This window comes from Chloroflexus sp. MS-CIW-1 (assembly GCF_030444705.1).
Classification (GTDB): Bacteria; Chloroflexota; Chloroflexia; order Chloroflexales; family Chloroflexaceae; genus Chloroflexus.
On record NZ_JAUBWR010000001.1, the window covers coordinates 2,565,122 to 2,588,107 of the forward strand.

The window sequence follows — 22,986 nt, forward strand, 5'->3', positions numbered from 1 at the left end:
AACTGCCCGCCGGAATATTGCAGATGTCTACCAAAAAGGAGTGTCACCGATGCAAACTGTCCGCCTCGTCCGCCAACTGACTATCACCCTGCTGATAGTCTTCGCCCTCGCCTTGAGTGCATGCGGCAGTGGCTCAACCGCGCAGCCAACGACAGCGCCTGCGCCAACTGCTGCACCAACCGCTGCACCCGAACCAACCGCCGTACCAACCACAGCACCTGAGCCAACCGCAGCCCCGACCGCGGCGGCATCAACCGGAGAACCGATTGTGGTCGGTCTGCTGACCGACAACTCTGGGCTGCTGGCAATTTACGGTCCAATGCTCGAACGCGGCTTTACGCTTGGGCTGGAGTATGCGACCAACGGCACCAATCAGGTTGCCGGACGCCCGATCAAGGTCGTGGTGAAAGATACTGCCAGTAACCCGGAAACCGGCGTTTCGCTGGCACGCGAGGCGATTGAGAGTGATGGGGCCGATGTACTGGTTGGTTCACCCAGCTCGCCGGTGGCCCTGGCCGTCTCGGCAGTTGCTGCGGAAAACAAGATTGTTTACATTGCCGCACCGGCAGCAACACCAGCACTTACCGGCGAAAACTTCAACATCTATACCTTCCGCGCCGGCCGCACGAGTGTGCAAGACGCATTGACGATGAGTGCTGCGCTCTTGCAAACCGGTAAAAAATTCGTGCAGATTGCGCAGGATAACGCCTTTGGGCGCGGTTCAGCCGGTGCATTCTATCTGACGGTGAAGGCGCTAGGTGGCGAATTTGTGCTCAACGATACGCCTGAAGGTGTCGGTACCGTCTTTGCCCCACCGGATACCACCGACTTTACGCCATACATCAATCAGTTGCTCGACTCAGGGGCAGAAGTCTTAATCGTCACCTGGTCGGGTACCGGCTTCGTGCCAATGTTCCAACAAATGCAACAACTGGGCGTCTTCGATGTCATGACCGTAGCAACCGGTTTTGGCGATAACCAAACGATGGTGAACGGCTACGCCGATGCGATTGGTTCTGTAGGAGTGAGTGTTTATCACTATAGCCTGTTTGATAATCCGGTGAATAACTGGCTGGTTGAGCGTCACAAAGCCGTATACGGCGTGCCCCCTGATCTCTTCACCGAGAGTGGTTTCAATGCGGCGATCATGCTGGTTAAGGCGCTTGAGAAGACCAACGGCGACCCGACTGCCGACCGATTGATCGCCGCTTTGGAAGGGATGACGTTTGATGGCCCGAAGGGTAAGTACACAGTACGGCCAGAAGACCACGTTCTGTTACAGCCGATGACTCTGGTACGTCTCCTCAATACGACCGATCCCGATTTCAAGTTCTTTGAGCTGGTCACGCTCTTTACCCCAGAACAGACTGCACCACCTTGTGCAGTACCGGCAGCATTAGGACGCTGCAAGTAACAATGTGAGCACACCGCGCACACGTATTGTTGTGCGCGGTGCTGGTTGGCAATGAAGGAGTGTTCGTGAGCGAGTGGATCATTCAAACCCATGCCTTAACCCGCGATTTTGGTAGCTTACGCGCCGTTGATCACGTTGATCTGAAGGTGCGTAGCGGTAGTGTGCACGCCATTATCGGGCCGAATGGCGCCGGAAAGACGACACTGTTCAATCTGATCAGTGGATATCTGAAACCAACAAGTGGCCGGGTAGTGTTTCGTGATCGCGACATTACTCACCTGCCACTGCACAAGATGGCACATCTCGGTATCGGGCGGTCGTTCCAGATCACCAACATCTTTCCAACGTTGACCGTCCTGGAAAATGTGCGACTGGCCGCTCAGGCGCGTGGTGGCGATAACTTTCGCTTGTGGAAACCGGCAACACATTTGCACCAATATACCGAGCAAGCCTACGCAGCCCTACAACAGGTTGGATTGCACGAGCGAGCATTACAGATCGCTGCCACCTTACCTCACGGCGATAAACGCCGTCTCGAACTGGCAATTTTGCTGGCCGGCGATGCCGAAGTGCTGCTCCTCGATGAACCGACCGCCGGAATGGCGACTGAACAGGTGCCGATCTTGCTCGATTTGCTGCGGCAGATTCGGCGAGGAACGAACAAAACCATCTTAATCGTCGAACACAATATGTCAGTGGTGATGAGTCTGGCCGAAACAATAACAGTTATGCATCAGGGGCGTGTGTTGGCTGAGGGTAGTCCGGCTGAGATCAGTGCTAATCAGACGGTACGTGAAGCCTATCTGGGAACGGCCTTCACCGGAGGTCGGCAATGAGCGATGTGCTACTGGAAGTTGAACATATTCACACCTTTATCGGGCAATTCCATATCCTGGAAGGGGTTTCGCTAAAGGTGCGTGCCGGTAGTATCACGGCCCTGCTTGGTCGTAACGGTGCCGGAAAGACGACGACGTTGCGCTCTATTATGGGCCTGAACCCTCCACGTAGCGGTTTCATCCGTCTAGCTGGCGAACCGATACACGGAAAGCCTGCTTACGTGATTGCCCGACTCGGGGTTGGCTACGTTCCCGAACATCGCGCCATTTTTCGTGATTTGACCGTCGAAGAGAATCTGCGTCTAGCTGAACGACAACGCGGCGATCTGAAACGGCGCAGTGATTTTATTATGACCCTCTTCCCTGACCTAAAGCGGTTTTACCGCCACCCCGGCGGTAAACTTTCCGGCGGTCAACAGCAGATGCTGGCAATCGCACGAGCATTGGTAGCCGATAACCGTCTGCTGCTTATCGATGAACCGAGTGAAGGGCTGGCGCCAATTATTGTCGAGCAGATTATGACCGCACTTCGGCAGATGGCGACCGAAACGACCATTTTACTTGTCGAGCAAAACTTTGCGATGGCCGCCCAACTGGCCGACGAATACTACATTCTCGACGACGGTCGGAATGTGCAACACGGTCGGATGGCCGATCTGATACACGATCACGCTACGATCAACCGCTATCTGGGAGCAGGGTAGTGGTACATCCTGAGCGCGTGGCAGGTGATCGCGGATAGTGCGGTGTGAGGACTGTCGGGTAGAGCAGAAGCCGGTGCGATGGGAGCACCGTTTGCCAACGATAGCCTGGATTGAAACGGTAAAAACCAGGAATGGTACCTGCACTACCGAGCGAGAGACGGTCATTAGCTGAAAAACGAATAAAGCAACGCTGCAAGAATGAGGGTTGGCATGATCGAATGGATCAAGTATCGTCGTGGACTGATAATCGGGATTGGGGCAATAATTCTTTTTGCGTATTGGGCAACCACAACTTACGAGCCTAGGGTCCTTGCCAGTATTCTACTTTCCGGGTTAACGCTAGGTGCGCTCTACTTTCTGGTCACATCCGGCCTCTCACTCATCTTCGGTCTAATGGATGTGCTCAACTTCGCCCATGGCACACTCTTTATGATCGGGGCCTATGTTGGTTTTACCCTGTATGCAAATCCACGCCTGTTGCTGAATACACTCCCGTTTGTGATCGCGTTTGTTGCCGGTTGGATACTGGCCGGCTGGTTACCGGTGAAGCGCATACAGGTGTCGGGTTGGGTATTCTGGATCGGCGCCGTCGTTGTTGCGATGATGGCAATGTGGGGCTTCGAGCTAGCGCCACTGGCAACCACTGCGCTCAGTTCGGGTGGCCGGATACCAACCGAGCAGGCCCAAGAGCCAACCACGCTCTTTGTGGCGCGCACGCTGGGCTTGACAATAGCCGGTCTGATTGCAGGAGTAGCGTTTCTTGTTGGCAAAGAGTACGCTCAACAACCGCTGTCAGTGAAACTCCTCGTACCGCTCGGCATGATCGCCCTGGCACTGGTGATTGCACCGCTGCGCTCGAATGCCGAAAGTGGTCTGCTGAGCCTCAACTCAAACCTTCGCTTCCTGCTGGCGCTCTTGATCGGTGCTGGCAGCGGTGCAGCTTTAGGTGCCTTGATGGAATGGAGCCTGATTCGTCCATTGTACAGCCGTCCGATCTATCAAGTCCTGGTTACGCTGGGCCTCGTCTTCGTGGGTACCGAACTGGTCAAAGCGATCTGGGGACCGGGTGGCTATTTTATGGAACTCCCTGAATGGTTTAGCCGACGCGGGCCAGGCTGTCCATCGCCAAACCTGATCGCCTGGCTACAAGATAACTGTGCGAGTATTGATGTGCTCGGTCGTCCTTTTCCCAGCTATCGAGTGTTTATCATCACGCTTGGTCTTGTGATGTTTATCAGCACTGCCATTCTCTTGCAGCGTACCCGGCTAGGGATGATCATTCGAGCCGGTGTTCAGGACAGTGAAATGGTTCAGGCGCTAGGGATCAACGTCCGTCGCGTCTTTACCCTCGTCTTCGCGCTTGGCGCCGGCCTGGCAGCACTCGGTGGGGTCGCTGCGGCGCCATTTCTTGGCATCAGCCCTGGTCTCGGCCAGGAATTTCAATTACAGGCATTCATTGCCGTCGTGATCGGTGGAATGGGGAGCTTCACCGGTGCTGCGCTTGGTGCATTGCTCGTTGGCCTGGCCCGTGCCTTTGGCGACCAGATCGTTCTGACCGGCATTCAACTGCCGTGGATGAGTGAAGCGATGTCTTTTTCACCTTCCATTGCCCGTGCCTCCACCGTCTTAATTATGGCGCTGGTACTTCTGCTGCGTCCGGCAGGTCTGTTTGGGAAGAAGGAGTAGTTGATGCTGGCACGTCTCAAAGCACCACAATGGGCAGGCCTGGGCCTGATCGGTGGCCTGGTTATCTTTCCGTATATGATTGCCATGCTCACCGGTCAACCGATTGACAGCGGCGTCCCCAAATTCTGGCAGGGAATGCTCATCCAGGTCTTCATCCTAGCCGTCTTCGCAATGAGCTACGATATTCTGATGGGCTACACCGGTATCCTCTCCTTCGGGCATGCGCTCTTCTTCGGTACCGGCGCCTATACGATTGGTATCCTGCTCAAGCACGCCGGCTGGGACCTCGGTTCGGCATTAGTGGCCGTTATCGTCATCGCCATTGTGCAGAGTCTGATTGTTGGTCTCCTCTCGTTGCGCGTGAGTGGCGTCTACTTCGCAATGGTAACGCTCGCGTTTGCCCAGATGTTCTTTCTACTGGCGGAGGCAACCGACTTTCGCCAATGGACGGGCGCCGAAGATGGGTTACAGAGTATCCCGGTTCCGGCGTGGATCAGCCCAACGACTGAACGGCTGCGCTTTTATTATCTCGCATTGGGGTTCGCGATTGCTATGTACCTCGTCGCACGGCAAATCGTTAACTCGCCGACCGGTCGGGTGATGATGGCGATCCGCGATAACGAAGTGCGAGCGAAGGTGCTGGGCTACAACACGTTGATCTTTAAGCTTATCGCTATTACGGTGAGTGGGATCATGGCTGCGCTTGCCGGTGCGCTCAATGCGCTGTGGAACCTCAATGCCAATCCCGCAGTGCTCAGTGTTGCCACCACTATCAATGCCCTGCTCATGACTATCATCGGCGGGGTTGGTTCGTTGATCGGGCCAATGCTCGGTGCCGGTGTTATCCAGTTGTTGGGGTACTGGCTTAATGTGCTCTTCGGCCCAAGCTGGCCGCTACTCTTCGGAATTGTTTACATTCTGATTGTGCTCTTCCTGCCTTACGGGATCGTCGGCACGTGGCGACTTCGCGGTATAAGCTGGCTTGAGCAGTGGCGTCGCCGCTGGCAGGAATTAACGGTACGGTCGTGAAGGCAGTCCATTGCAGCGATCACGAATGGATTACCACAGAGAGCACAGAGGGCACAGAGGTTTGATAAAACCCTCCGCACCTCTCCGTGCTCTCTGTGCTCGCTGTGGTGCATTCTCCTTGTAGCATTCGCAGCCGACGCTGGAAAGGTACCATTACGGGTCGTTTCAAACGTCGATGCGCTACGAAGTTCGGAAAGGAGCGGCACTGATTTTACGCTTCTTCGGCTCGTAAATGTAGAAGTTCCGATACGTACCGGGGCGATACGTTTCGTTACGCAGCTCGTCTTGCAAGCGGAACAACTCATCTTCAACTCTAACCTCAAAACGGGCAACTTCTGCCCGCCCACGCTTTGCGCGCCGGGCGGCGCGGTAGGAAGCGTAGAGATTTTCAAAATCGTACACCTGCGGATACAACTGCCGATACGTCTTCATCACTGCACACTTACTTCATACCTTCCATTGCGGGTGGGGGACTAGCCGTCCCCCACACCCCCTGCTTATGATCGCATCGATCTAGTGAGGAGCAAAAACTCTTTACACTGTATCATGACAAAAAGTCAAAAAGACATAAAGACTCAGGAGAATAAACGGGCGAGACGAAAACCCCAACCGTCGTAGTCGCCATTAGGGTAGTCGTCGAAGCGGAAGGCGCAACGCGCATTCGAAGCAGCGACGTTCCACGAGCCGCCGCGCAGCACAAATGTTCTATCTCGTGTCAGATTGTAAAAACTTTCTGGTTTAATATCTGCTCCTAATGGATACGGAACGTACCTCGTACTGCACCATTCCCAAACATTCCCCGCCATGTCTTCGGCGCCACAGGCTGCCGCGCCGTGTGGGAAGATGCCAACGACAGAGGGGTGGTTAATTCCACTGGCCCTGACATTTGCTTCAATACTTGATACAATACTCGATGCGGGCGTTGCTGTCAACTGCTTGCCCCAGGGATAGGTGCGACGCCCGGCTCGCGGTGCACCTGCCGGTAAGACGACCGGATAGGCCGCCGCTCGCTCCCACTCGGCTTCGCTGGGCAAGCGCACTTCTTCACCTGTACTCAGCACCCCAATCGTATGGAGCCAGATGTCTACCCAGCGGGCAAAAGCGCTGGCCGCGTACCAGGTGACGCCCGCCACCGGCAGATTCCCCTCACCGGGCCGGTAGCGGGCGCCAGACCAGACACTCGGGCGTAGCATGTCATTTGACAACTTAGTCCGCTGCCATTCTGCCAATACCTGCCGGGCAGCGTTTACCTCCGCCCGATCGCCGCGCCCCGCCAAGGCCTCGAGGAAGCGCAGGTACTGCCGGTTGGTGACCGGAAAGCGGGCCAGGGCAAAGGGGCGGTTGATGCGGTAGATGAATTGCGGTTTTTTACTACCATACAGACCCTCGTCATCGCCCATGCTGAACTCACCCGCTTCGATACGTTCGGCCCAGTAGTCGGCTCTGGTTGGATCGAGGCCGGGGCGGTCGTTATCCTCGCCGAGCCGGTCAAGGATCAGCGCGGCGCGGTTACGCACCACCGGATCGGGATGGGCAACCTGACGCCAGGCCGGGGTGAGCGCGGCAAGCTCGCGGAGGCGGTTGGCTACCTCAACTCGCTGGGGGGTTAGCTCACCCACAGTACGTGCATTCGCTTCGTCCAAACCATCGCCGGCCAGGATGATGGCTTCAGGATCGCCGGTTGCAAGCAATTGCATAATCATTTGCTGCGCCGTCTCACGCGAGCCGCTGGTCGCTTCGTGGCCAATCGCCAGCAGAATCGTCTCGCGCCAGCGCGGTTCTGCCCAGCGCTCGACCAAACGGCGGACTTTCGCTTCCTTGTCACGCCCTTGCTCGGTGTAATAACGAGCGGCTAGGTATTCCTGTAGCGTGAAATGGGCAAAACTGAAGAGCGAGTCGATGTCACGGGCTTGCAGTAACCCGCTATGCAAGGCAAGCTGTGCGAGCAGCTCGCGGATATACGCATCACACCGCTCGTCATTCCAATCGGGGTTATTTGCCCGATAGACCGGCCGCAGCACCTCGCGGGCCTGAGTTAAGGTCACTTCACGCTGCTCCTTTTCGAGCATCGCCGCCGCCAACAACTGCAAGCGCAGACGCACACTGTCGTCACTCTCCTCGAACAGTCTGACCACGACCCCCGGCCGGTCGCGACTCAGTTGCGCCTTGCGCCAAGCTTCAATCGTCAGCCGTACCAGCTTTTCGTAGATTTTGGCCCGCTCTACCGGCAGCGGCTCACGCCCTTCGACCAACACCGCCATACTGGTCAATAGCAGGGGATTGGTCGCCATATCGAACAGCCGCGGATTACGTTCGAGACTCTGCCACAGTTCGGCAGCTTCCGGCACGAGAGTGGTGGGATCGTGATACTCATCTGCGGCTTGCTCTGCCGGTAAGCGTAGTGCCCGAAAGAGATTGTTCAGGAGACGCTTAATATCGTCTGCATCTAACGGACGCAAATGACGCTCGACGAATCCCGATAGCCGCTCACTCAACCCTTCAAACGGGCGACTGGCCAGCAGATAGCGATTATGCGGATATTCCCGCACCAGACTGTTGATCAGGTCGATGGTATGGCCGCGCTCCTCGGCATCGCCGGTCTCATCCAGACCATCGAGCATTAGCACACACCCACCCTCTTTGACCCAATCGCTCACCATGTTGGTCGGCAAGTCAGGTACATCGCGCCGCACCAGCTCGTCGAGGGCATCGAGCAATACCGAAGCCGGTGCACCGACCAGGTCCTGAGCCTGATACCGGTTGCGCACATACGTCATCAGTTCGGTCAGACGGGCGTAGATCGGGAACGGGCAGCGGTCGGTGAAGAGTTCCAACCGTTGGCGGATGAGGTGCAGCCCTCGTTTGTCACGCCACGCCTGTGCCAGCACCAGCGCTCCGTAATGGAGCGTTGTCGTCTTACCACTACCGGCCCGCCCCACCAGCAGCAGCCGGGTGGTGGTCTGTTCAGGGTCTGCCGGTTTTTCGGATTTCGTCTTCGGCAAAAGGTTTGGTTCACTCAACAGGCGGAACACCGGCCGGCTGGTATCCACCGCTTTGTATGCTTCACGGCGCGAGTCATCTTTACCAAGCAAATAGGCCTGAAAGCGCTCGATCTGCTCGCGTTCGACCACGTACAGCGGAATATAGACCTGCTCGAGGTTCAATTCGCGCTGTTCACGACCCAACGCCGGAATCTTCGCCATCCGGCGCATATCACGCTCCAGCCGCTGCAAGTAGCGCTCGCGGCCCGCAGGCGCCTGCCGTCGCCGCTTCTTATATGAGAGCTGCTCTACAATCTCTTCCCTCTCCCATTCACGCTCTGCATCATCTCGGATGTCTCGCTTCTGCCCGCCAGTCAGCCGGTCAAACCAACGCACAAACCGCGTGCGCCAGGGTTCGATAACGGCAAGCGCAATCACAACGCCGATCAACACAACCGCTAGCCATGGATTCCCAGTAACAACCAGGTTGATCAGACATACGAGCGGTTCGTTGAAGCACCTGCCCAGCTCATCGGCAGACAACGCGCCAGTCTGGGGTGTTGCTGAAACAACCGGCGTCGGTGTGGAAGGCAGCGGTGTGGTCGCAGGCGGGGAAGGGGTTTGGACGGCGGTCGGATACACGATGATTCCCGACCCCAACAACAACGCACTCACCAACATGATCAGGATGGTACGTACAGGCATAGATGTCTTACCGTCGAGAATGAGTGATCAGCGACTATTGACGTTATTATACGCCAGGAATGCGGCAAAGCGGGCAGCAGACGTACCTCTAGTTCTGCCCCTCCTCTCCGCCAAAGGAGAACGGAAAGGAGAGAGTAGACGGGTTGGGGACCCACTCCTACCGGTATTGTCGCGATCTTTGTTCTCTGACGATCTACCTTTGGCGTAATGGTATAATAGTTGAGATAGTATCTCAATAACCACGCAATAAGGCTTCACACGACAACGTAAGGCGAAATAGGTATTTGTCCGTGCAGTTGACTGTTCCATACGGAGGAATGGGTAATGAAACAAAACCGTGATGAACACACACAGCGCACCCGAAAAAACCTGATCCTTCGGGTTATTCTGCTGACCGTTGGCTCATTGGCGCTGCTTATCGGAACACTAGGCATTGTGGTTCCAGGTATTCCAACCACCCCATTCATCTTGATCGCGGCCGCTTGCTACATCCGCAGCTCAGAACGGCTCTATCGCTGGTTGATAACAAACCGCTTTTTCGGACCGGTGATCACCACTTGGCGGGAAAAGCGTGGACTGACGCTTCAGACCAAAATCGTTACCTTCCTCCTTGTCTGGGGTTTGTTAGGCGGAGCAGCGCTGTTTCTGGTAGAAAGTATCTTTATGCGGGGTCTCCTGATCGGGCTGGCAATGGTGAAGACACTTGTCCTGCTTCGTTTGCGTACTGTTCAATGACCGGACAACGAACATCACGTACCCGCCGCCGATGCCTCCCAACCGCTGCGCCTACCTAGCGCGGCCCTCCGGTCTGTGTTCTAGGGCGAGTGCAGTGGAAGCCACGCCTATTTCAAATGTATGCCATAAGGGTGTGCAACATTTGCAGTTTCTGCTCTATTCGACGAACGATCTGCCCAAGAACAGAGCGACACAGATGAGCATAATGCCTCCACTTGAAGCATAGCGTTTTTCATAATACGAAAATTAATTTCAATTATGGTACACAGAATACCGAAAGCGACCGCAATTGTCAAGAGGTAAGGAGACTATCCCTCACTGCTATCAAGAAAGTGCGCAAAGGTGCGCACGGTTCTCTTCCTGCCCCGACGTGTCTTGATGACCACCGTCGTCTCTGACAAGCGTGACTTTCCCGGCTGCGGCGGGGACGGTCCCCGCTGCAGCGCCGCCATTACTGGTCGGACTCGCCACGGGTAGGGCAGTTTCGGTTGCCAGCCGTTTCAGGTTCAGCGCCGCATTGAGGTCTCGGTCATGGTGCGCACCACACTCGGCACACACCCATTCTCGATCGCTCAATGTCAGCGCCTCGTTCTTCCAGCCACAGATGGAGCACAGTCGGCTACTTGGATACCAGCGATCAGCAATAACCAACCGCGTTCCGTAGCGTTTCGCCTTGTATTCCAACTGCGAGCGCAACATCCCAAAGCCCACGTCAGAGATGGCGCGAGCGAGCTTCTCGTTCGCGAGCATCCCCTTGACGTTTACATCCTCGATCACTAACGCTTGGTTTTCGCGGCAGAGTCGAGTCGTGAGCTTATGAGTAAAGTCCGCTCGGAGATTGGCAAGGCGGGCATGCAGCCTTGCCAATGTCGCAGCGGACTTCTGCCGGTTGTTCGAGACCGGCAGGCGCGTTCCTTTGGGCAGGCGGGCATGGCGTCCAAACCCCGCCATCTCTTTGGCGGCTTCCAGCTTGCGGCTGAGACGCCGACCGCGAGATCTTGAGGCGACGCAGCGCTGCGTTGAGCGGCTTTGGCGCTTCGATGACTTCGCCGCTGGAGATCGTTGCGGCAGCCGTAACGCCCAAGTCGATGCCGTTGACCTCGTGCGCCGTGCGACGCCGATAGCATTGCGCATCGGGCACTTCGACCTGTATTGCCACAAACCAACGATCCGCCGTGCGCGAGACCGTCGCGCCCAGTATCTTTCCTTTGAATCGCAGTTCCTCGGTCATGGCGACGTCGCCGATCTTGGGCAGACGGATCGTCTTGCCGTCCAGACGGAACTTGTCGTTGGCAACATAAAAGCTGTCGCGGCAACGCCCCTTTTTCTTGAAGCGCGGTGCGTGCGCCTCTTTGCCAGCCTTGAGGTCGGTGAAGAATCTTTCCCAGGCTTTGGCGAGATGAGCAAACGGCTGGGCGTGTGCGTCCCGGTGAATGTCTCGCAACCACGGCCGTCCGTTCTCATCGAGCCACTGTGGGTCGGTGTATTTGATGGCGTTGAACTGTTTTTGAGCGCCATTGCGTTCGGCTTGCCGCCTGCTGCGTATTGTTTGTTCCATTCATTGAGCGCCCAGTTCCAGACGCGCCGGGCCGTGCCGCAGGCGCGCTTGAAGTAATCCACCTGCTCAGGAGTCGGACAAAGGGCGATCTTGTGGGTTAGTTGCATCGTTTGGCCTTCTTGGCATTACTCATGACTCGCATCCTGTTTCAGCGCTTCATCCAACTTCGTTCGATAGTTCCTCAAACCGTATCGCCGAGACGAAAAACAGTGCACGATGGTCATCACGTCTTGCACCATTTCCGGTTCGGGAGACAGCCGTTCCTGGGTGAGCACCAGCACTGCGCAGCCATGGGTGTTGGCGTCATGTTCGAACCACTCAACGCCGAAGCGGGTGAGGCGGTCCCGGTGCGTGAGGATCAGCATCTTGACTTCCCGTCGCCCGATCTCGTCCATACGGGCCAGCAACCGCTTGCGCGTGACGTTCAACCCGCCGCCCACTTCCTCGATACACTCGACCCCCGCCAATCCCTTCGCCACCACGACCTCTTCCAGCACGTTGCGCTGATTCGCCAGGTCCGGCTGCTGTGCTGCACGCGATACCCGACAGGAGGCGACCAGCGTGGGTGGCGCATGGTTCGCCTGCCGCAAACCGATGACCTCACGGATTTGCGTCTCAGGGGAGAGACGGCGGTTGCTGTCCGTTCGGGCCACCGGAATCAGCCTTCCTTCGCGTTCCCAACGCTGCAACGTCTTGACCGAGACACCAAGGAGTTGTGCGGCTTTCCCTGTGCGCATGGTGTTTTCCATGAGCACCGTTATACACTATCGCGTACTAGAAGTCAAGCTAGAGTCCGGCTCCTTCCTCTCCCCGTGGTAGAGAGGAAGGGGCTAGGGGAAGGTGAGGGAGCCAAAAGAGCAAATCCTTGCCGGACATCACCGACCAATACATCAACTGCATTTCCGACCTGGTGGCGCAGGTGCTGCCAGGTCGTGTTGAGAAGGGCAACATTGGTAGCCTCAGCACGTCCCCAGACCTGGGTCAAGAGTTCGGTTGCGGTAAACAGACGGGTAGGCGCTTCGGACAGAACATTGAGAAGCGCAAACGAAGGCAGGTCAAGCGTCAGAGGGGTATCGTTGAATGAAATGCGACGGGCTGCCAGATCAAGGGTGAACGGGCCAATCGTGAAGGGAGGTGGCATACTGCGTTGATAACGCCGTAAATGGGCACGCATACGCGCTAACAGTTCGTCGGCGCGAAAAGGGCGCGCGATGTAATCATCAATACCATAATGGAAGGCCTCGACGGTCAGTCGATCATTGCGTGGGCCAAGAATGATCAAGATACCCTTGAAGTGGCTGGTCACTTCTGGAAGCTGAGCAAGATGCTCTCTGTCCGGCAGATCGATCAAGGCTAGATCAATCTGTCGACTCAAGGTGTCAAACAGTGCCTGGACGCCTCGTACTGCCAGAGCCTGATAACCGGCGGTCAGACACAATGAAACCAGGTATCCGTCAGTGTACGCACCCAATCCCCCTATCAATACTCCATACGGAACACTCATTTCCGGTGCCTTGACAAGCCTCTATCAGGGTGTAACGGTACACGCTGCCGGCGGCGATGTGATGACCTCAACAACTGCCCCATCGATCAGGCCAAGAAACTGACGTAGTGCCAACGCTGCATTACGTGTTCCTTCTTCCATGATCCCATCGTCACACGCCGCCTGTAAAATCTGCTGCTCGGCAGCCTGACGAGCGATGGTCTCTAGATGTGGATTTTCCGGCGCTAGCAAGCCCCGGTCGCGACTGTACACGCGAGTTTTGCTGTTATCAAGAGTTGCGCTAAAGACCTGCACCGGAGGTAAACGAACGGTAATGCGACTCCCATCGGCAGAAACCGTTACTGCATCAGCCGTGATCTGGCTCAGATCAACCCCGACTACAACCGTACCGTGTGCAATCAACAGCAAGGCGTCACTGGCAAGCCAGTCACCGATAATCGGAATGTTGCTGCTCTGCCGCACATCGATCACGCGCTCGATTGTGTATTTGCTGGTTTCAAGCCGACTCAGTTGCTGAATCCGCTGAACCACTGCCGCTCCACTGACAATTTGTGGGGTCGGGGTCTGGACAATCACTTGCAGGTTGGGTAGTGCTGTTCCTACGGCGTTTATGCGCTGTGCGATCCAGAAGCCACCGATTCCAACGGCCAGCACGATTATGAGCAAAAGAAGGAACGATACCGATAACCCACCACCGGCCCGTCGTGACCGGGAGTAGCGTCTAGGCAACATCTCCCAGTCATCGTCGATCCAGTCTTCTGAGCGCCGCGAACGCATGAGCGACCGGGCACGCCGGCGAATGTCGTTATCGTTGTGATCGTCATCGTAATACATCGGGCCACCTCGTGCGAGTGAAGCGTTTGATATGCGTATAATCCTGACTATACCTTAGCACCGACGTGAATAGCCACTGCCCCCAGTCCGTACAAACGGTAAAAGACGTGTTGCCAGCCGGCATCCCGCATCATCGCTGCCAGCTTATCGGGTGGGGGAAAGAGCCGCGCCGATTGCGGTAGATAGGTATAGGCCCGGCGATCACCACCGAGCAGCGCGCCGATCCAGGGTACCACCTGCTCGAAATAGATGCGATGCCCCCAGCGCAAAAGAGGGTTGCGCGGTCGAGCCACTTCTAGACACGCCATTGTTGCGCCTGGTCGGGCTACGCGATACATTTCGCGCAACGCGGCGGGAATGTCGGTTACGTTCCGTAGCACGAAACCGGTTGTGATTGCGTCGAAGGTGTTGTCAGGGAAGGGTAATTGTAGCGCATCACCGGCAACAAAGGCCGCACGACCACGGTGTACCAGATCGGCAATTTTGGGCTGCCCAGCCTGCATCATCGGGACTGTAAAATCAACCCCAATGACGAATCCTTCACGCGCCCATGCGGCGAGTTCAGGTATAAAGTCTCCCGTACCGGTTCCCACATCAAGCGCACGACCGTAGACCGGTGGCGCAACATATTCAACGACTTTACGCCGCCAACCCTGATCAAGCCCAAAGGTCATCACCCGGTTAACACGATCATAGCCGCGTGCGATTCGAGCAAACATCTGTTCGACGTATGCTGCTTTTGCCTCTGGCGGCGGTAGTACTTCCATCGCTCTTTACTCCTCTATGATTTTGTACGCCAGTAGCAGGGAAGCCGCGACCACTGACTGCGTTTCTCCCCTCAACTATCCTTACGCTCTTGGAACAGCGCCCGTAACTCGGCAGGCGAACGCGCCACCGCTAACGCTGCCATGAGCTTCAAACGGGCTTTGATCCCGCTCAGATTAGGGGCAAAAATGACCCCCAGCTTGCGCAGATCATGGTAGGCGCCGACGTACCCGAATTCATCCCCCATTCCACCGACACCAGCCCGACTGACAGCAACAACCGGAATACGGCGCTGAATGGCCTCGCTGATAGCCGGTAGCCACCACGGTGGTATCCGCCCGCTGCCGAACGTCTCGATGACAATACCGGCAACATTGTCAGCAATACTGTGGCGTAGTTGGCGATCATCGGCACCCTGGCCGATGCGTATCAGATCGACCGGTTCAACCAGTCGCGGGGCCGCAATCCATTGACGGTTCAGCGGCTGTAATCGAATGTACACCTGATCACCCTCGACCCGCCCCAAGAATCCTGTCGGCGCTGTGATCATCCCAATACCCTGACTAAACTGCATCTGCACGGCTGTTGCAGCGTAGATCGCACCATCAGCGACGACCAACACTAGATTAGCAGCAGACGGAGCCGCGGCTACCGTGATCGCTGCCAGAAGCCCGTTCGCGTCAGGGAAGCCACTACCACTGAGGCGCGGCAGACCGGTAATGACAATCGGCGGGCCTTCAGGAAGCAAGAGATCGATTAAAAAAGCAGTCTCTTCCAATGTATCACTACCGGTTGTTACCAAGATACCATCGAATCCGTCCCCAGATTCTGGATACGCTGGCTCAGGGCAAATATCTGCTGCGGCGTCAGATGACTGCCGGGCAGATTGGCAAACTCTTCGATAGTAACCGTCAGGTCTGCACGCAACGTCAGTGGTTGATCGTCGCGCACCTAACGCCCGGCGAATCGTTAAGGCACCCCCAGTTGATAAGATCAGCAGTTTTGGCATAGTGGTTTACGGGCAACCCAGCACAGACGCTGAGTTGTTGTAGTCGGTGGTTGAAAGGTAAATCCGTCGTAACATCCTTCGATCTGCAACCCGGCAGCTTCAATGAATGCCGCAACCAGCTCGCTCGGATATGCCCGCTCGATATGCAATTCATCGAAACGTTCATATCCTTCGTGATCGTTGCCGATGAAACCGGTCAGCCACATCGTAGACACATCACTGGACGGATCGAAGAAGGTTCGTTCGACCTGAATATACGCTGGTTGTTCGCTAAACGTGCATTCTCCCCAATCATAAGCCAGAAAGTGGCGAGTATTCATATCGGCAAAAAATAAACCACCCGCCGTCAATACTCGTGCCACACCGCGTAAACAGGCTGCCAGATCGTTGCTTCCAATCAAATAGTTCAGACTATCGTAGGTACATGTCACCAGATCAAACGCATTGGCCGGTAGCAATCCTGCCAGATCGCGCATGTCTCCCTGCCACAGCTCTACGCGGGTTGGAACAGCGGCCAGTTTTGCCGCAGCCTGGGCCAGCATTGCTGCCGAGGCGTCAAGCCCTGACACCTCCCAACCACGCTCAGCCAGAATTGCCAACAGCGTTCCGGTACCACAGGCAATATCCAGTACCCGCCGCCCTGATACAGGGTGACGCTGCAATACCTCCTCTAAATAGATGGCGGTCAGGATGGCAAACCGTATCTGACCACTCCCATCATAAACAGCGGCGTAGCGATTGTACGTCATAAAGATATTGTACCACTGCGACCAAGCGGAAACCAGAACGAAACGATAAAGCCAATGAGCAGATGTTCGATGTTAATCAACAAAAACAGGACTGAAAGCGTGAGCGCCTGTTCCTGGGTATAGCCGTAGGCAGAGAGTATCGCGAATAACACCACATCGCGAATGCCCACACCGCCAAAGGAGATCGGTAACACCTGCAAGACCGCGATCAGTGCCGTCGCCCCAACGACAACCAATAACGGCACCGCACTTAAATCAAGAGCAAGGAAGAGCAACCAAATGCGTAGAAAGGTAAAACTGGCCGAGATGAGCGTCGCGCCGCTTACAATGCCGATTAAGCCGGTTGTCAGCGTCAGACTGTGCATCTGCTCATTCCAGCGGTCAAGACGAGCACGCAAACGAGGCGCCAATCGCGGCAAAATCGTCGTTAGCAGCCACGAGCGCGGTTTACGCGCAGTTAACAGTACGCTCATTAGCACAAGCCCGGTGCCGGTCAAGATGACAATCGCCTGCTGCAATTCACGGCTCGGCAAGAGGCGACCGAGCGCAAACACACCGATTGTACCCAGAGCCCATGCCATCACGATCAGGTCACAGAGTCGATCCAGCACCACCGAGAGCAAGGCCGGTGCTGTCGGGATGCCGCGTTCACGCAGGTACACGGCCTTCAACAGATCACCAGCCTGTCCCGGTGTCACCGTGCCATAAAACAGGCCAACCGTATAGAGCGCACAGGCCGTCGGCAGATCGAGATCGAGTTGCATCCCCGCATAATCTGAATCCAGCGCCAGGATTTGATGATGATGAACGGTGGAAACAACGCTAGAGACCAGATAATCGGCGCTAGCTCAGCCGAGCGAATAATGTCCCACAGTAAACGCAAATCGCTGGTAGCAATAAACACTAGCAAGAGCGCCGGACCAATCAGTCGCAGCAACCACGAGACGAGCGGACGCATACGCTCCTTACCCCTCCTCGTCGTTACGAAACGGACGCTGAAATCGGAGCGCTGCCACTTGTTCGGCGTTCAGACCAAACATAAAGATGATGATGCTGCCAACAAATAAGCCGACTGCCGAATTGGGGATATGGAAGCGGAATGGATCGGTGATGAAAAAGCTAATCAAAAACGACATCAAGGCTAATACCTGCATCGAAAGTGCGACCGGTAGGTAGACTCGCAGTGGGGCAAAGAGTGAGACAATCCGCAAGATAATGAGCCCAAATCTGATGCCATTGCGTAAGAGTTTTTGACCACTGCGACCACCCTGTCGGCGCTGAGCAGTAACTGGAACATAACCAACATTGTAACCAGCTTTGAGAAGCGCCAGCGTACTAGTCGTGGGGTAGGAATATCGATTCGGCAGCAGATTAATGAATTCCATAATCACTTCGCGGCGTATCGCCCGGTACCCGCTGGTCAGATCACGTACTTCCGTTTCAACCAGATAGCTGCCCAGCATATCAAGAGCACGGTTGCCCCATCTACGCACCAACGAATCACCTTGCGTTTCGCGGGTACGTGCCCCAACAACCATATCATAGCCAGCAGCAATCCCCGCCAGCAGATCGGGAATAAAGCGCGGATCCATCTGTCCGTCGGCATCCATCAAGAGCACCACCTCGCCGTGGGCACGCCGAATCCCAGTCTTCACCGCTGCGCCATTGCCACGATTGATCGGATGACGAATGACTCGTGCGCCAGCAGCCTGGGCAACACGCGCTGTTTCATCCTGTGAGCAATCATCAACAACGACGATTTCGGCATGGGGCAATACCGTCCTGATCCGCTCAACGACTTGGGCAATACCGTGGGCCTCATTGTACGCCGGGATCACAACACTTACCGTAAAGGGGTATTCCGGCGTGGCAACATTCATGGCCGTTGCTGTTGTATCTACCTGTTGCATGACGATTTACCGAATTGATATACGCTGTACCATAACACTCAATGGACGTGCATCGGTATTTCCGGCAAAATGCTGATAGGGCAAGAAGGTCGGCGCCCTGAGCGCGATTCGCACCTCTTGCGTACCGTGCATTTCGGTCGGTATTGGCAGATGATACACTCGCCAGCCACCTGTGCAACGTTGACTGCATATTGCAGTCGGCCTATTGTAACACTGAGTGTTGTCGGTTGCGGCGCGGTTAGACGCAGAGCCAGTGTTTCATTGCTACGTAAAGGTGTCGGTAGCGGCAATCGAGATCTCGCCGTTGCCCTGCAACCAGCGAAACGGTTCACCGCCAGCTCGTTCACCGAATGAGAATCCATACAAATAGCCAAGATCGAGATCGGTACCTACCGTGAGTGTCTTTGTCGGCGCTGGTGACAACCAATAGAATGCCAGCCGTTGCACATCTTCACCGGCTCGCTCTTCGGTATCGCGCAGGTAGGCGATAGCGGTTGCTGTATCGCCTTGCGCACGTGCTAACGCCCCACGTACAAGGTTACCACGATGGGTGGGATAGTTGCCGATAACCTGCCAGGCCTCATCGTAGCGCTGTCGCGCGAGTAACCAGCGCGCAAATTCTGCCTGACCATCGGCAAAATCTGGATCAGCAGCCAACATCTGACGGTATGCCTGCTCGGCAGCTTGCACATCATTGCGCTCAAGCGCAGTTACTGCCGCAGACCACGCTTGCTCACGTGCGATCCCTGCCCGAAGAATTGCCGGATAATCACGGTAACTCAAGATGAGATACCCTAATCCCACACTGATGGTAAGCGCCCCCACTGCAACCCAATCGAACCGCCAGCGTTGCCGACCAATCTGGGCTAATGCTGCGGCACCGTACAATGCCATCCATAGCCAGACCGGCAGTAGGTAGCGCGGCTCGACGTGGATCAACATGACCATCAGACACGTATAGCCGATCCAGCTCCAAGCCAATAACCGGATCGGTCCTTCATGCCAACGACCGAAAAGCGTGAAGGGCGCAGCCAGGGTGAATATTATCCAGATCAGATCACCGGCCAACCCAAGCGGCCAAATATCTCGTAATGGCCGGGTAAAGAAGCTAGCCTTGACCAGAAAATCTTCGATAAACTGTGCCTTCCAGATATGCCGAAAATGGGGCCAGAGATTAGGTCAGCCGCCAGGGCTCAGTCTGAACAATTCGGCGCAGTTCACTACTGACAAAGCGTTGCCGCTCTGCCTGTGGCAGCGCCATAAGGATCGCCTTCGCCTCACCCTCACCACGACCTTCGTGGACAGCATCACTCATCGCGATCCATAGATTAACCGGCCCCAGCGTATCGATCAGGATAATATCGCGATAGATCAGATAATTGCAGATCGTCCAGGGCGCTATCGTCAGCACAAAAGGCAGGAGAAACGCCAGCAACACCACCATCATCTGCTGCCCCCGGCGTTGACGATCAGCGATCCGCACCTGGGTCACGATGAAGATCACGGCGAACAATGCACCGTACAGACCGGGCGAACGGGCGAGAGCAGCGATTGCCAGCGTGATTCCGGCGCCAATCAACCAACCACTACGATGCTCATCACGCCAGCGAACCAGAAACCATACGTGCAGAAAGAGCATAAAGAAAAAGAGTGGCTCGCTGAGAATAAGAATGGGTAACTCGACCAGCGGCATCCAGATCGCCAGTACAACCGCGAAGATCAGACCGGCTCGCGGATGAAAGAGCCGTCGTGCCAGGTCGTAGCCGAGGGGAATGAGCGCCAGTGATAGGCCGATCTGCACTACCCGGATGAGGGTAATACCGATCGCTGGATCACCCAACCACAATCCGATCCGTAACATCGCCGCGAAGAAGAAGATGTGTCCCGGTGGCCGGATGAGCCAGGAGTTGTCTTGATATTCACCGGTGACTGCAAATTGCAATGCGCGCAGATAATAGTCGCCATCGTCGGCTGCCGAAAAGCGTGGATCGATCTGGTTAACGGCCAGAAACCAGAGGCGTAAGATCAACCCAATCACGATGAGGATAGCTATCCAGAGCAGTGGTCGTGCAAGCGTTCGCGATTGCGACTTTTGATAAGGTGTTTCGGCAATTGTTGCTTTCTCAACGGACGAAGATAGCATTTGTGCTGCTCGCTCTCCTAAATCTGGACACAGAGATGCGTCTCTGCCGGTGTGATAGCTGCATGACCTGCACTACATCCAGATGCCACAACTGCACAGGCTTGCTGCTCTCATATACCGTTCTAACTGTACCAGACGTAATGAAATCTGCTCCTATCACTCCTCTCCTCTTCCTCCTCTCATCGCGTACAGCACAAAGCGACCTTCACCAATTCGATGTCGCTCTGATTCAGGGATCGGTGGTGCGCCTTGCGCCTGATCCCACAGCAGATAATCGGCGGCTATGGCCTGTAATTCGTTCGCGGTAACCGTTACTGGCACACGAAACTTGATCAGATGGGCAATCGCTGAATACTTTGCCAGTGGCAAACGGTCGGGAATTGCAGCCACGATGCTCACATTATCGGTGGGTAACGATTGTCGTACCAACGCTACAGCGGCCACTTCGTCCGGCGGCTGGGCAGACAGCACAGCCTGCACCGCTGCACCTGGCCCGACACTCAAGAGGATGGCAATGATGAGCGTAGCGATCAACAACTGGCGCTGACCTCTCCATAGCTGCTGCATTGCCCACGCGGCGGCAACCGCATACAACGGCGCGAGTGGCAAGAAGAACCGGGGCAGAATAAACGCAGTGGCAATCACCACTACATATACGCCGATCAAACCTGAGATGGCGAACCAGCGTCTGTCAGCACGTTTCTGCCACGCCAGCCAGCTTGCTATCACCAGGCCCCCAATGGCCAGCCAGTTGACCGGCCAACCGAGTAAGCGCAATTGATCGGCGCGGCCAAACTCACTTACGTCCTCTGCACCGGCGCCGATGAAACCGATTACATTTCGCACCCAGTTAAACAAAAAACGCAGCGGATCACGTCCGATCACTTCGAGCAGACCAATACTGTTGGGTACTTCGTCCCATCTTCCCCAATCGGTATTGGCGTACACTGCCAGCCAGATATTTTTGGCCTGCTGATTGAACAATGGCTGACCGGTTTGCAGGATATTCACAGTGAGTTGTGGTGACGCGGCCAGGATAAATCCTGTCCCAAACACTATTGTTCGCCAACCGGCAGTATACCAGAGCGTGATTCCTCCCCACAAGAGCAGGATCAAACCCGGATGACGTATTAGGAAAGCTGCTCCGGCCAGCGCCCCCCAAACAAGGCCAGTGCTGCGTGCGTGCGCGTATTGACTCGCAACGTCACGGCTACTGCCAGTGTCATCAGCGCTGCAAATGGCATATCGCTGCCGATCAGCAGGCTGTACTGCGTCACCATTCCGCTCAACGCCAGGAAGCCAGCGGCCAGTAATGATGGCGCTGGAGCAAGCAAACAGCGTGCCAGCCAATAACCGGCACCGATCAAGATACCTCCGGAAACCAGTGCGATCAACCGTGCGGCCAGGAAGGGATTATCATGCGTGAAAGGACGTACCAGCCAGAGCAAGAGTGGATAGCCAAGATTGTAAAAGCCATCAGCCTGAAAGATGGTTGATAACGTATCGCGCGTTGCAAAAACGCGAAAATCGTTTTCGACGCCAGGCCGGGCCAATGTTACGTGTGCCTGCATTGCCGGTAGCAGCCAACTTACCCAGCTTCCTATGAGACAGACGACAAGCCACGGTGTGGCCCACTGCGGCCAGCGTGTTACCACAATGGGCCAGTACCTGACCAGCGTAGCAGCTCCTAACACTGCGACACTGATCGGTGGCAGGTAGATAAGTGGATAAGGACTGTCGCGATAGAGCAGAAGCCATCCAATACCGTAACCGACAATGGTCAGTACCGGTTGCCATCGTGGCTGTCCAGCAAACAATACCCCGCACAGCACGCCAACAAGTCCGGCATACAACAACTGTGCCGGGTGAGGCCATACCGGTGGCAAGACCGTTATCTCAATCCGGTCAAGCAGTATCTGATCCGCTGCTGGCGATGTGATCCGTACAACGGTATCAAACGCTTTGCGCCAGCCGCCGGTTAAGACAACGGTTTGCTCTTCCCATTGCCCTTGCGCTACCAACTGCACACGCAGCTCATCGTTGATCTGCACGACGACTGGCACTCCCGTCGGCGCCAGCCAGCGCATCGTCACCGCAGCCGGTGTTCCGAGCTGCGGGAAACGCAGGGCCGCCGTTGGCAAGACACGTCTGACCAATCCATCAAAACCGCTCCCTTCTGAGGTAGGGAAGCGTTCTGGTTCGGCAAAACCCTGCACAACTCCGGCATCGTTACCGCCAATATCAAATGTCCGGCGCACAGGCGCCTGGTAGAGGAGAACGATCACAATTCCGGCAAGACAGGCCCAGCCGAATGCTGTGATACATCCAATGATCTCCGATTGGAAATGCTTGATCACGATTGTTGAACCCGGTCCTGCATTTTGTCACGTGGCATAGGGAATGACCACTCTTAACGTGTGGTGC

Annotated in this window: 25 protein-coding genes; 6 read left to right on the forward strand and 19 right to left on the reverse strand. The window is 55.9% G+C overall.

Annotated features, from left to right (window positions below):
* The first annotated feature begins 49 nt into the window (after positions 1-49).
* The 5 genes from QTO31_RS10150 (at position 50) to QTO31_RS10170 (ending at position 5,669) form a co-directional block, all read left to right on the forward strand.
* A complete protein-coding gene (locus QTO31_RS10150) occupies positions 50-1,414 on the forward strand; it encodes a substrate-binding domain-containing protein (protein WP_301428987.1) in 1,365 nt (454 codons plus the stop codon).
* A 65-nt stretch (positions 1,415-1,479) separates the two neighbouring features.
* Positions 1,480-2,250: an ABC transporter ATP-binding protein gene (locus QTO31_RS10155; RefSeq protein ID WP_301428988.1), complete on the forward strand. Its 771-nt coding sequence runs from the start codon at positions 1,480-1,482 to the stop codon at positions 2,248-2,250.
* A complete protein-coding gene (locus tag QTO31_RS10160; RefSeq protein ID WP_301428989.1) occupies positions 2,247-2,954 on the forward strand; it encodes an ABC transporter ATP-binding protein in 708 nt (235 codons plus the stop codon). The genes QTO31_RS10155 and QTO31_RS10160 overlap by 4 nt, the downstream gene beginning before the upstream one ends.
* A 210-nt stretch (positions 2,955-3,164) precedes the next feature.
* Positions 3,165-4,640, forward strand: a complete 1,476-nt coding sequence (locus QTO31_RS10165) for a branched-chain amino acid ABC transporter permease (RefSeq protein ID WP_301428990.1) — start codon at positions 3,165-3,167, stop codon at positions 4,638-4,640.
* 3 nt (positions 4,641-4,643) lie between these two features.
* A complete protein-coding gene (locus QTO31_RS10170; protein WP_301428991.1) occupies positions 4,644-5,669 on the forward strand; it encodes a branched-chain amino acid ABC transporter permease in 1,026 nt (341 codons plus the stop codon).
* Between the two features lie 180 nt (positions 5,670-5,849).
* Here the strand turns inward: QTO31_RS10170 and QTO31_RS10175 are convergent, their stop codons facing one another.
* Together QTO31_RS10175 and QTO31_RS10180 are read right to left on the reverse strand one after the other, a co-directional pair.
* The gene (locus tag QTO31_RS10175) at positions 5,850-6,101 is read right to left on the reverse strand and encodes a hypothetical protein (RefSeq protein WP_031458810.1); all 252 of its coding nucleotides are present in this window, start codon (positions 6,099-6,101) and stop codon (positions 5,850-5,852) included.
* Between the two features lie 143 nt (positions 6,102-6,244).
* Positions 6,245-9,355: an NACHT domain-containing protein gene (locus tag QTO31_RS10180; protein WP_301428992.1), complete on the reverse strand. Its 3,111-nt coding sequence runs from the start codon at positions 9,353-9,355 to the stop codon at positions 6,245-6,247.
* Between the two features lie 324 nt (positions 9,356-9,679).
* On the opposite strand from QTO31_RS10180, the gene QTO31_RS10185 reads away from it, so the two are divergent.
* A complete protein-coding gene (locus QTO31_RS10185; protein ID WP_301428993.1) occupies positions 9,680-10,090 on the forward strand; it encodes a YbaN family protein in 411 nt (136 codons plus the stop codon).
* A 324-nt stretch (positions 10,091-10,414) separates the two neighbouring features.
* On the opposite strand, the gene QTO31_RS10190 is transcribed toward QTO31_RS10185, so the two are convergent.
* The 17 genes from QTO31_RS10190 to QTO31_RS10270 form a co-directional block, all read right to left on the reverse strand.
* Positions 10,415-11,224: an RNA-guided endonuclease InsQ/TnpB family protein gene (locus tag QTO31_RS10190; RefSeq protein WP_367620621.1), complete on the reverse strand. Its 810-nt coding sequence runs from the start codon at positions 11,222-11,224 to the stop codon at positions 10,415-10,417.
* Positions 11,225-11,317: 93 nt separating this feature from the next.
* Positions 11,318-11,755 (reverse strand): helix-turn-helix domain-containing protein, encoded by a 438-nt coding sequence (locus QTO31_RS19290; protein WP_367620622.1) that lies wholly within the window; start codon positions 11,753-11,755, stop codon positions 11,318-11,320.
* 18 nt (positions 11,756-11,773) lie between these two features.
* Entirely contained in the window at positions 11,774-12,397 is a 624-nt protein-coding gene (locus QTO31_RS10200; RefSeq protein WP_301428996.1) for an IS607 family transposase, read from the reverse strand.
* 32 nt (positions 12,398-12,429) lie between these two features.
* The gene (locus tag QTO31_RS10205) at positions 12,430-13,152 is read right to left on the reverse strand and encodes a response regulator transcription factor (RefSeq protein ID WP_301428997.1); all 723 of its coding nucleotides are present in this window, start codon (positions 13,150-13,152) and stop codon (positions 12,430-12,432) included.
* A 24-nt stretch (positions 13,153-13,176) separates the two neighbouring features.
* Positions 13,177-13,986: a DUF4230 domain-containing protein gene (locus QTO31_RS10210; protein WP_301428998.1), complete on the reverse strand. Its 810-nt coding sequence runs from the start codon at positions 13,984-13,986 to the stop codon at positions 13,177-13,179.
* 47 nt (positions 13,987-14,033) lie between these two features.
* A complete protein-coding gene (gene ubiE, locus QTO31_RS10215; protein ID WP_301428999.1) occupies positions 14,034-14,753 on the reverse strand; it encodes a bifunctional demethylmenaquinone methyltransferase/2-methoxy-6-polyprenyl-1,4-benzoquinol methylase UbiE in 720 nt (239 codons plus the stop codon).
* Between the two features lie 71 nt (positions 14,754-14,824).
* A complete protein-coding gene (locus tag QTO31_RS10220; RefSeq protein WP_301429000.1) occupies positions 14,825-15,553 on the reverse strand; it encodes an asparaginase domain-containing protein in 729 nt (242 codons plus the stop codon).
* Positions 15,547-15,702 (reverse strand): hypothetical protein, encoded by a 156-nt coding sequence (locus QTO31_RS10225; RefSeq protein WP_301429001.1) that lies wholly within the window; start codon positions 15,700-15,702, stop codon positions 15,547-15,549. The genes QTO31_RS10220 and QTO31_RS10225 overlap by 7 nt, the downstream gene beginning before the upstream one ends.
* Positions 15,703-15,744: 42 nt before the next feature.
* Entirely contained in the window at positions 15,745-16,509 is a 765-nt protein-coding gene (locus tag QTO31_RS10230) for a class I SAM-dependent methyltransferase (protein WP_301429002.1), read from the reverse strand.
* Positions 16,506-17,273, reverse strand: coding sequence for a YbhN family protein (locus QTO31_RS10235; protein ID WP_301429003.1), 768 nt, complete (start codon positions 17,271-17,273; stop codon positions 16,506-16,508). Before QTO31_RS10235 ends, QTO31_RS10230 begins: the two co-directional genes overlap by 4 nt.
* Positions 17,204-17,467 carry a hypothetical protein gene (locus QTO31_RS10240; protein ID WP_301429004.1) on the reverse strand — a complete coding sequence of 88 codons (264 nt, stop codon included), beginning with the start codon at positions 17,465-17,467 and terminating at the stop codon, positions 17,204-17,206. The genes QTO31_RS10235 and QTO31_RS10240 overlap by 70 nt, the downstream gene beginning before the upstream one ends.
* A 7-nt stretch (positions 17,468-17,474) precedes the next feature.
* Positions 17,475-18,419, reverse strand: a complete 945-nt coding sequence (locus QTO31_RS10245) for a glycosyltransferase family 2 protein (protein ID WP_301429005.1) — start codon at positions 18,417-18,419, stop codon at positions 17,475-17,477.
* 6 nt (positions 18,420-18,425) lie between these two features.
* Positions 18,426-18,578, reverse strand: coding sequence for a hypothetical protein (locus tag QTO31_RS10250; RefSeq protein ID WP_301429006.1), 153 nt, complete (start codon positions 18,576-18,578; stop codon positions 18,426-18,428).
* 105 nt (positions 18,579-18,683) lie between these two features.
* Positions 18,684-19,400, reverse strand: a complete 717-nt coding sequence (locus QTO31_RS10255; RefSeq protein ID WP_301429007.1) for a tetratricopeptide repeat protein — start codon at positions 19,398-19,400, stop codon at positions 18,684-18,686.
* 193 nt (positions 19,401-19,593) lie between these two features.
* Positions 19,594-20,562: an ArnT family glycosyltransferase gene (locus QTO31_RS10260; RefSeq protein ID WP_301429008.1), complete on the reverse strand. Its 969-nt coding sequence runs from the start codon at positions 20,560-20,562 to the stop codon at positions 19,594-19,596.
* 156 nt (positions 20,563-20,718) lie between these two features.
* A complete protein-coding gene (locus QTO31_RS10265; protein ID WP_301429009.1) occupies positions 20,719-21,678 on the reverse strand; it encodes a hypothetical protein in 960 nt (319 codons plus the stop codon).
* Between the two features lie 14 nt (positions 21,679-21,692).
* The gene (locus QTO31_RS10270; RefSeq protein WP_301429010.1) at positions 21,693-22,919 is read right to left on the reverse strand and encodes a hypothetical protein; all 1,227 of its coding nucleotides are present in this window, start codon (positions 22,917-22,919) and stop codon (positions 21,693-21,695) included.
* Between the last annotated feature and the right edge of the window lie 67 nt (positions 22,920-22,986).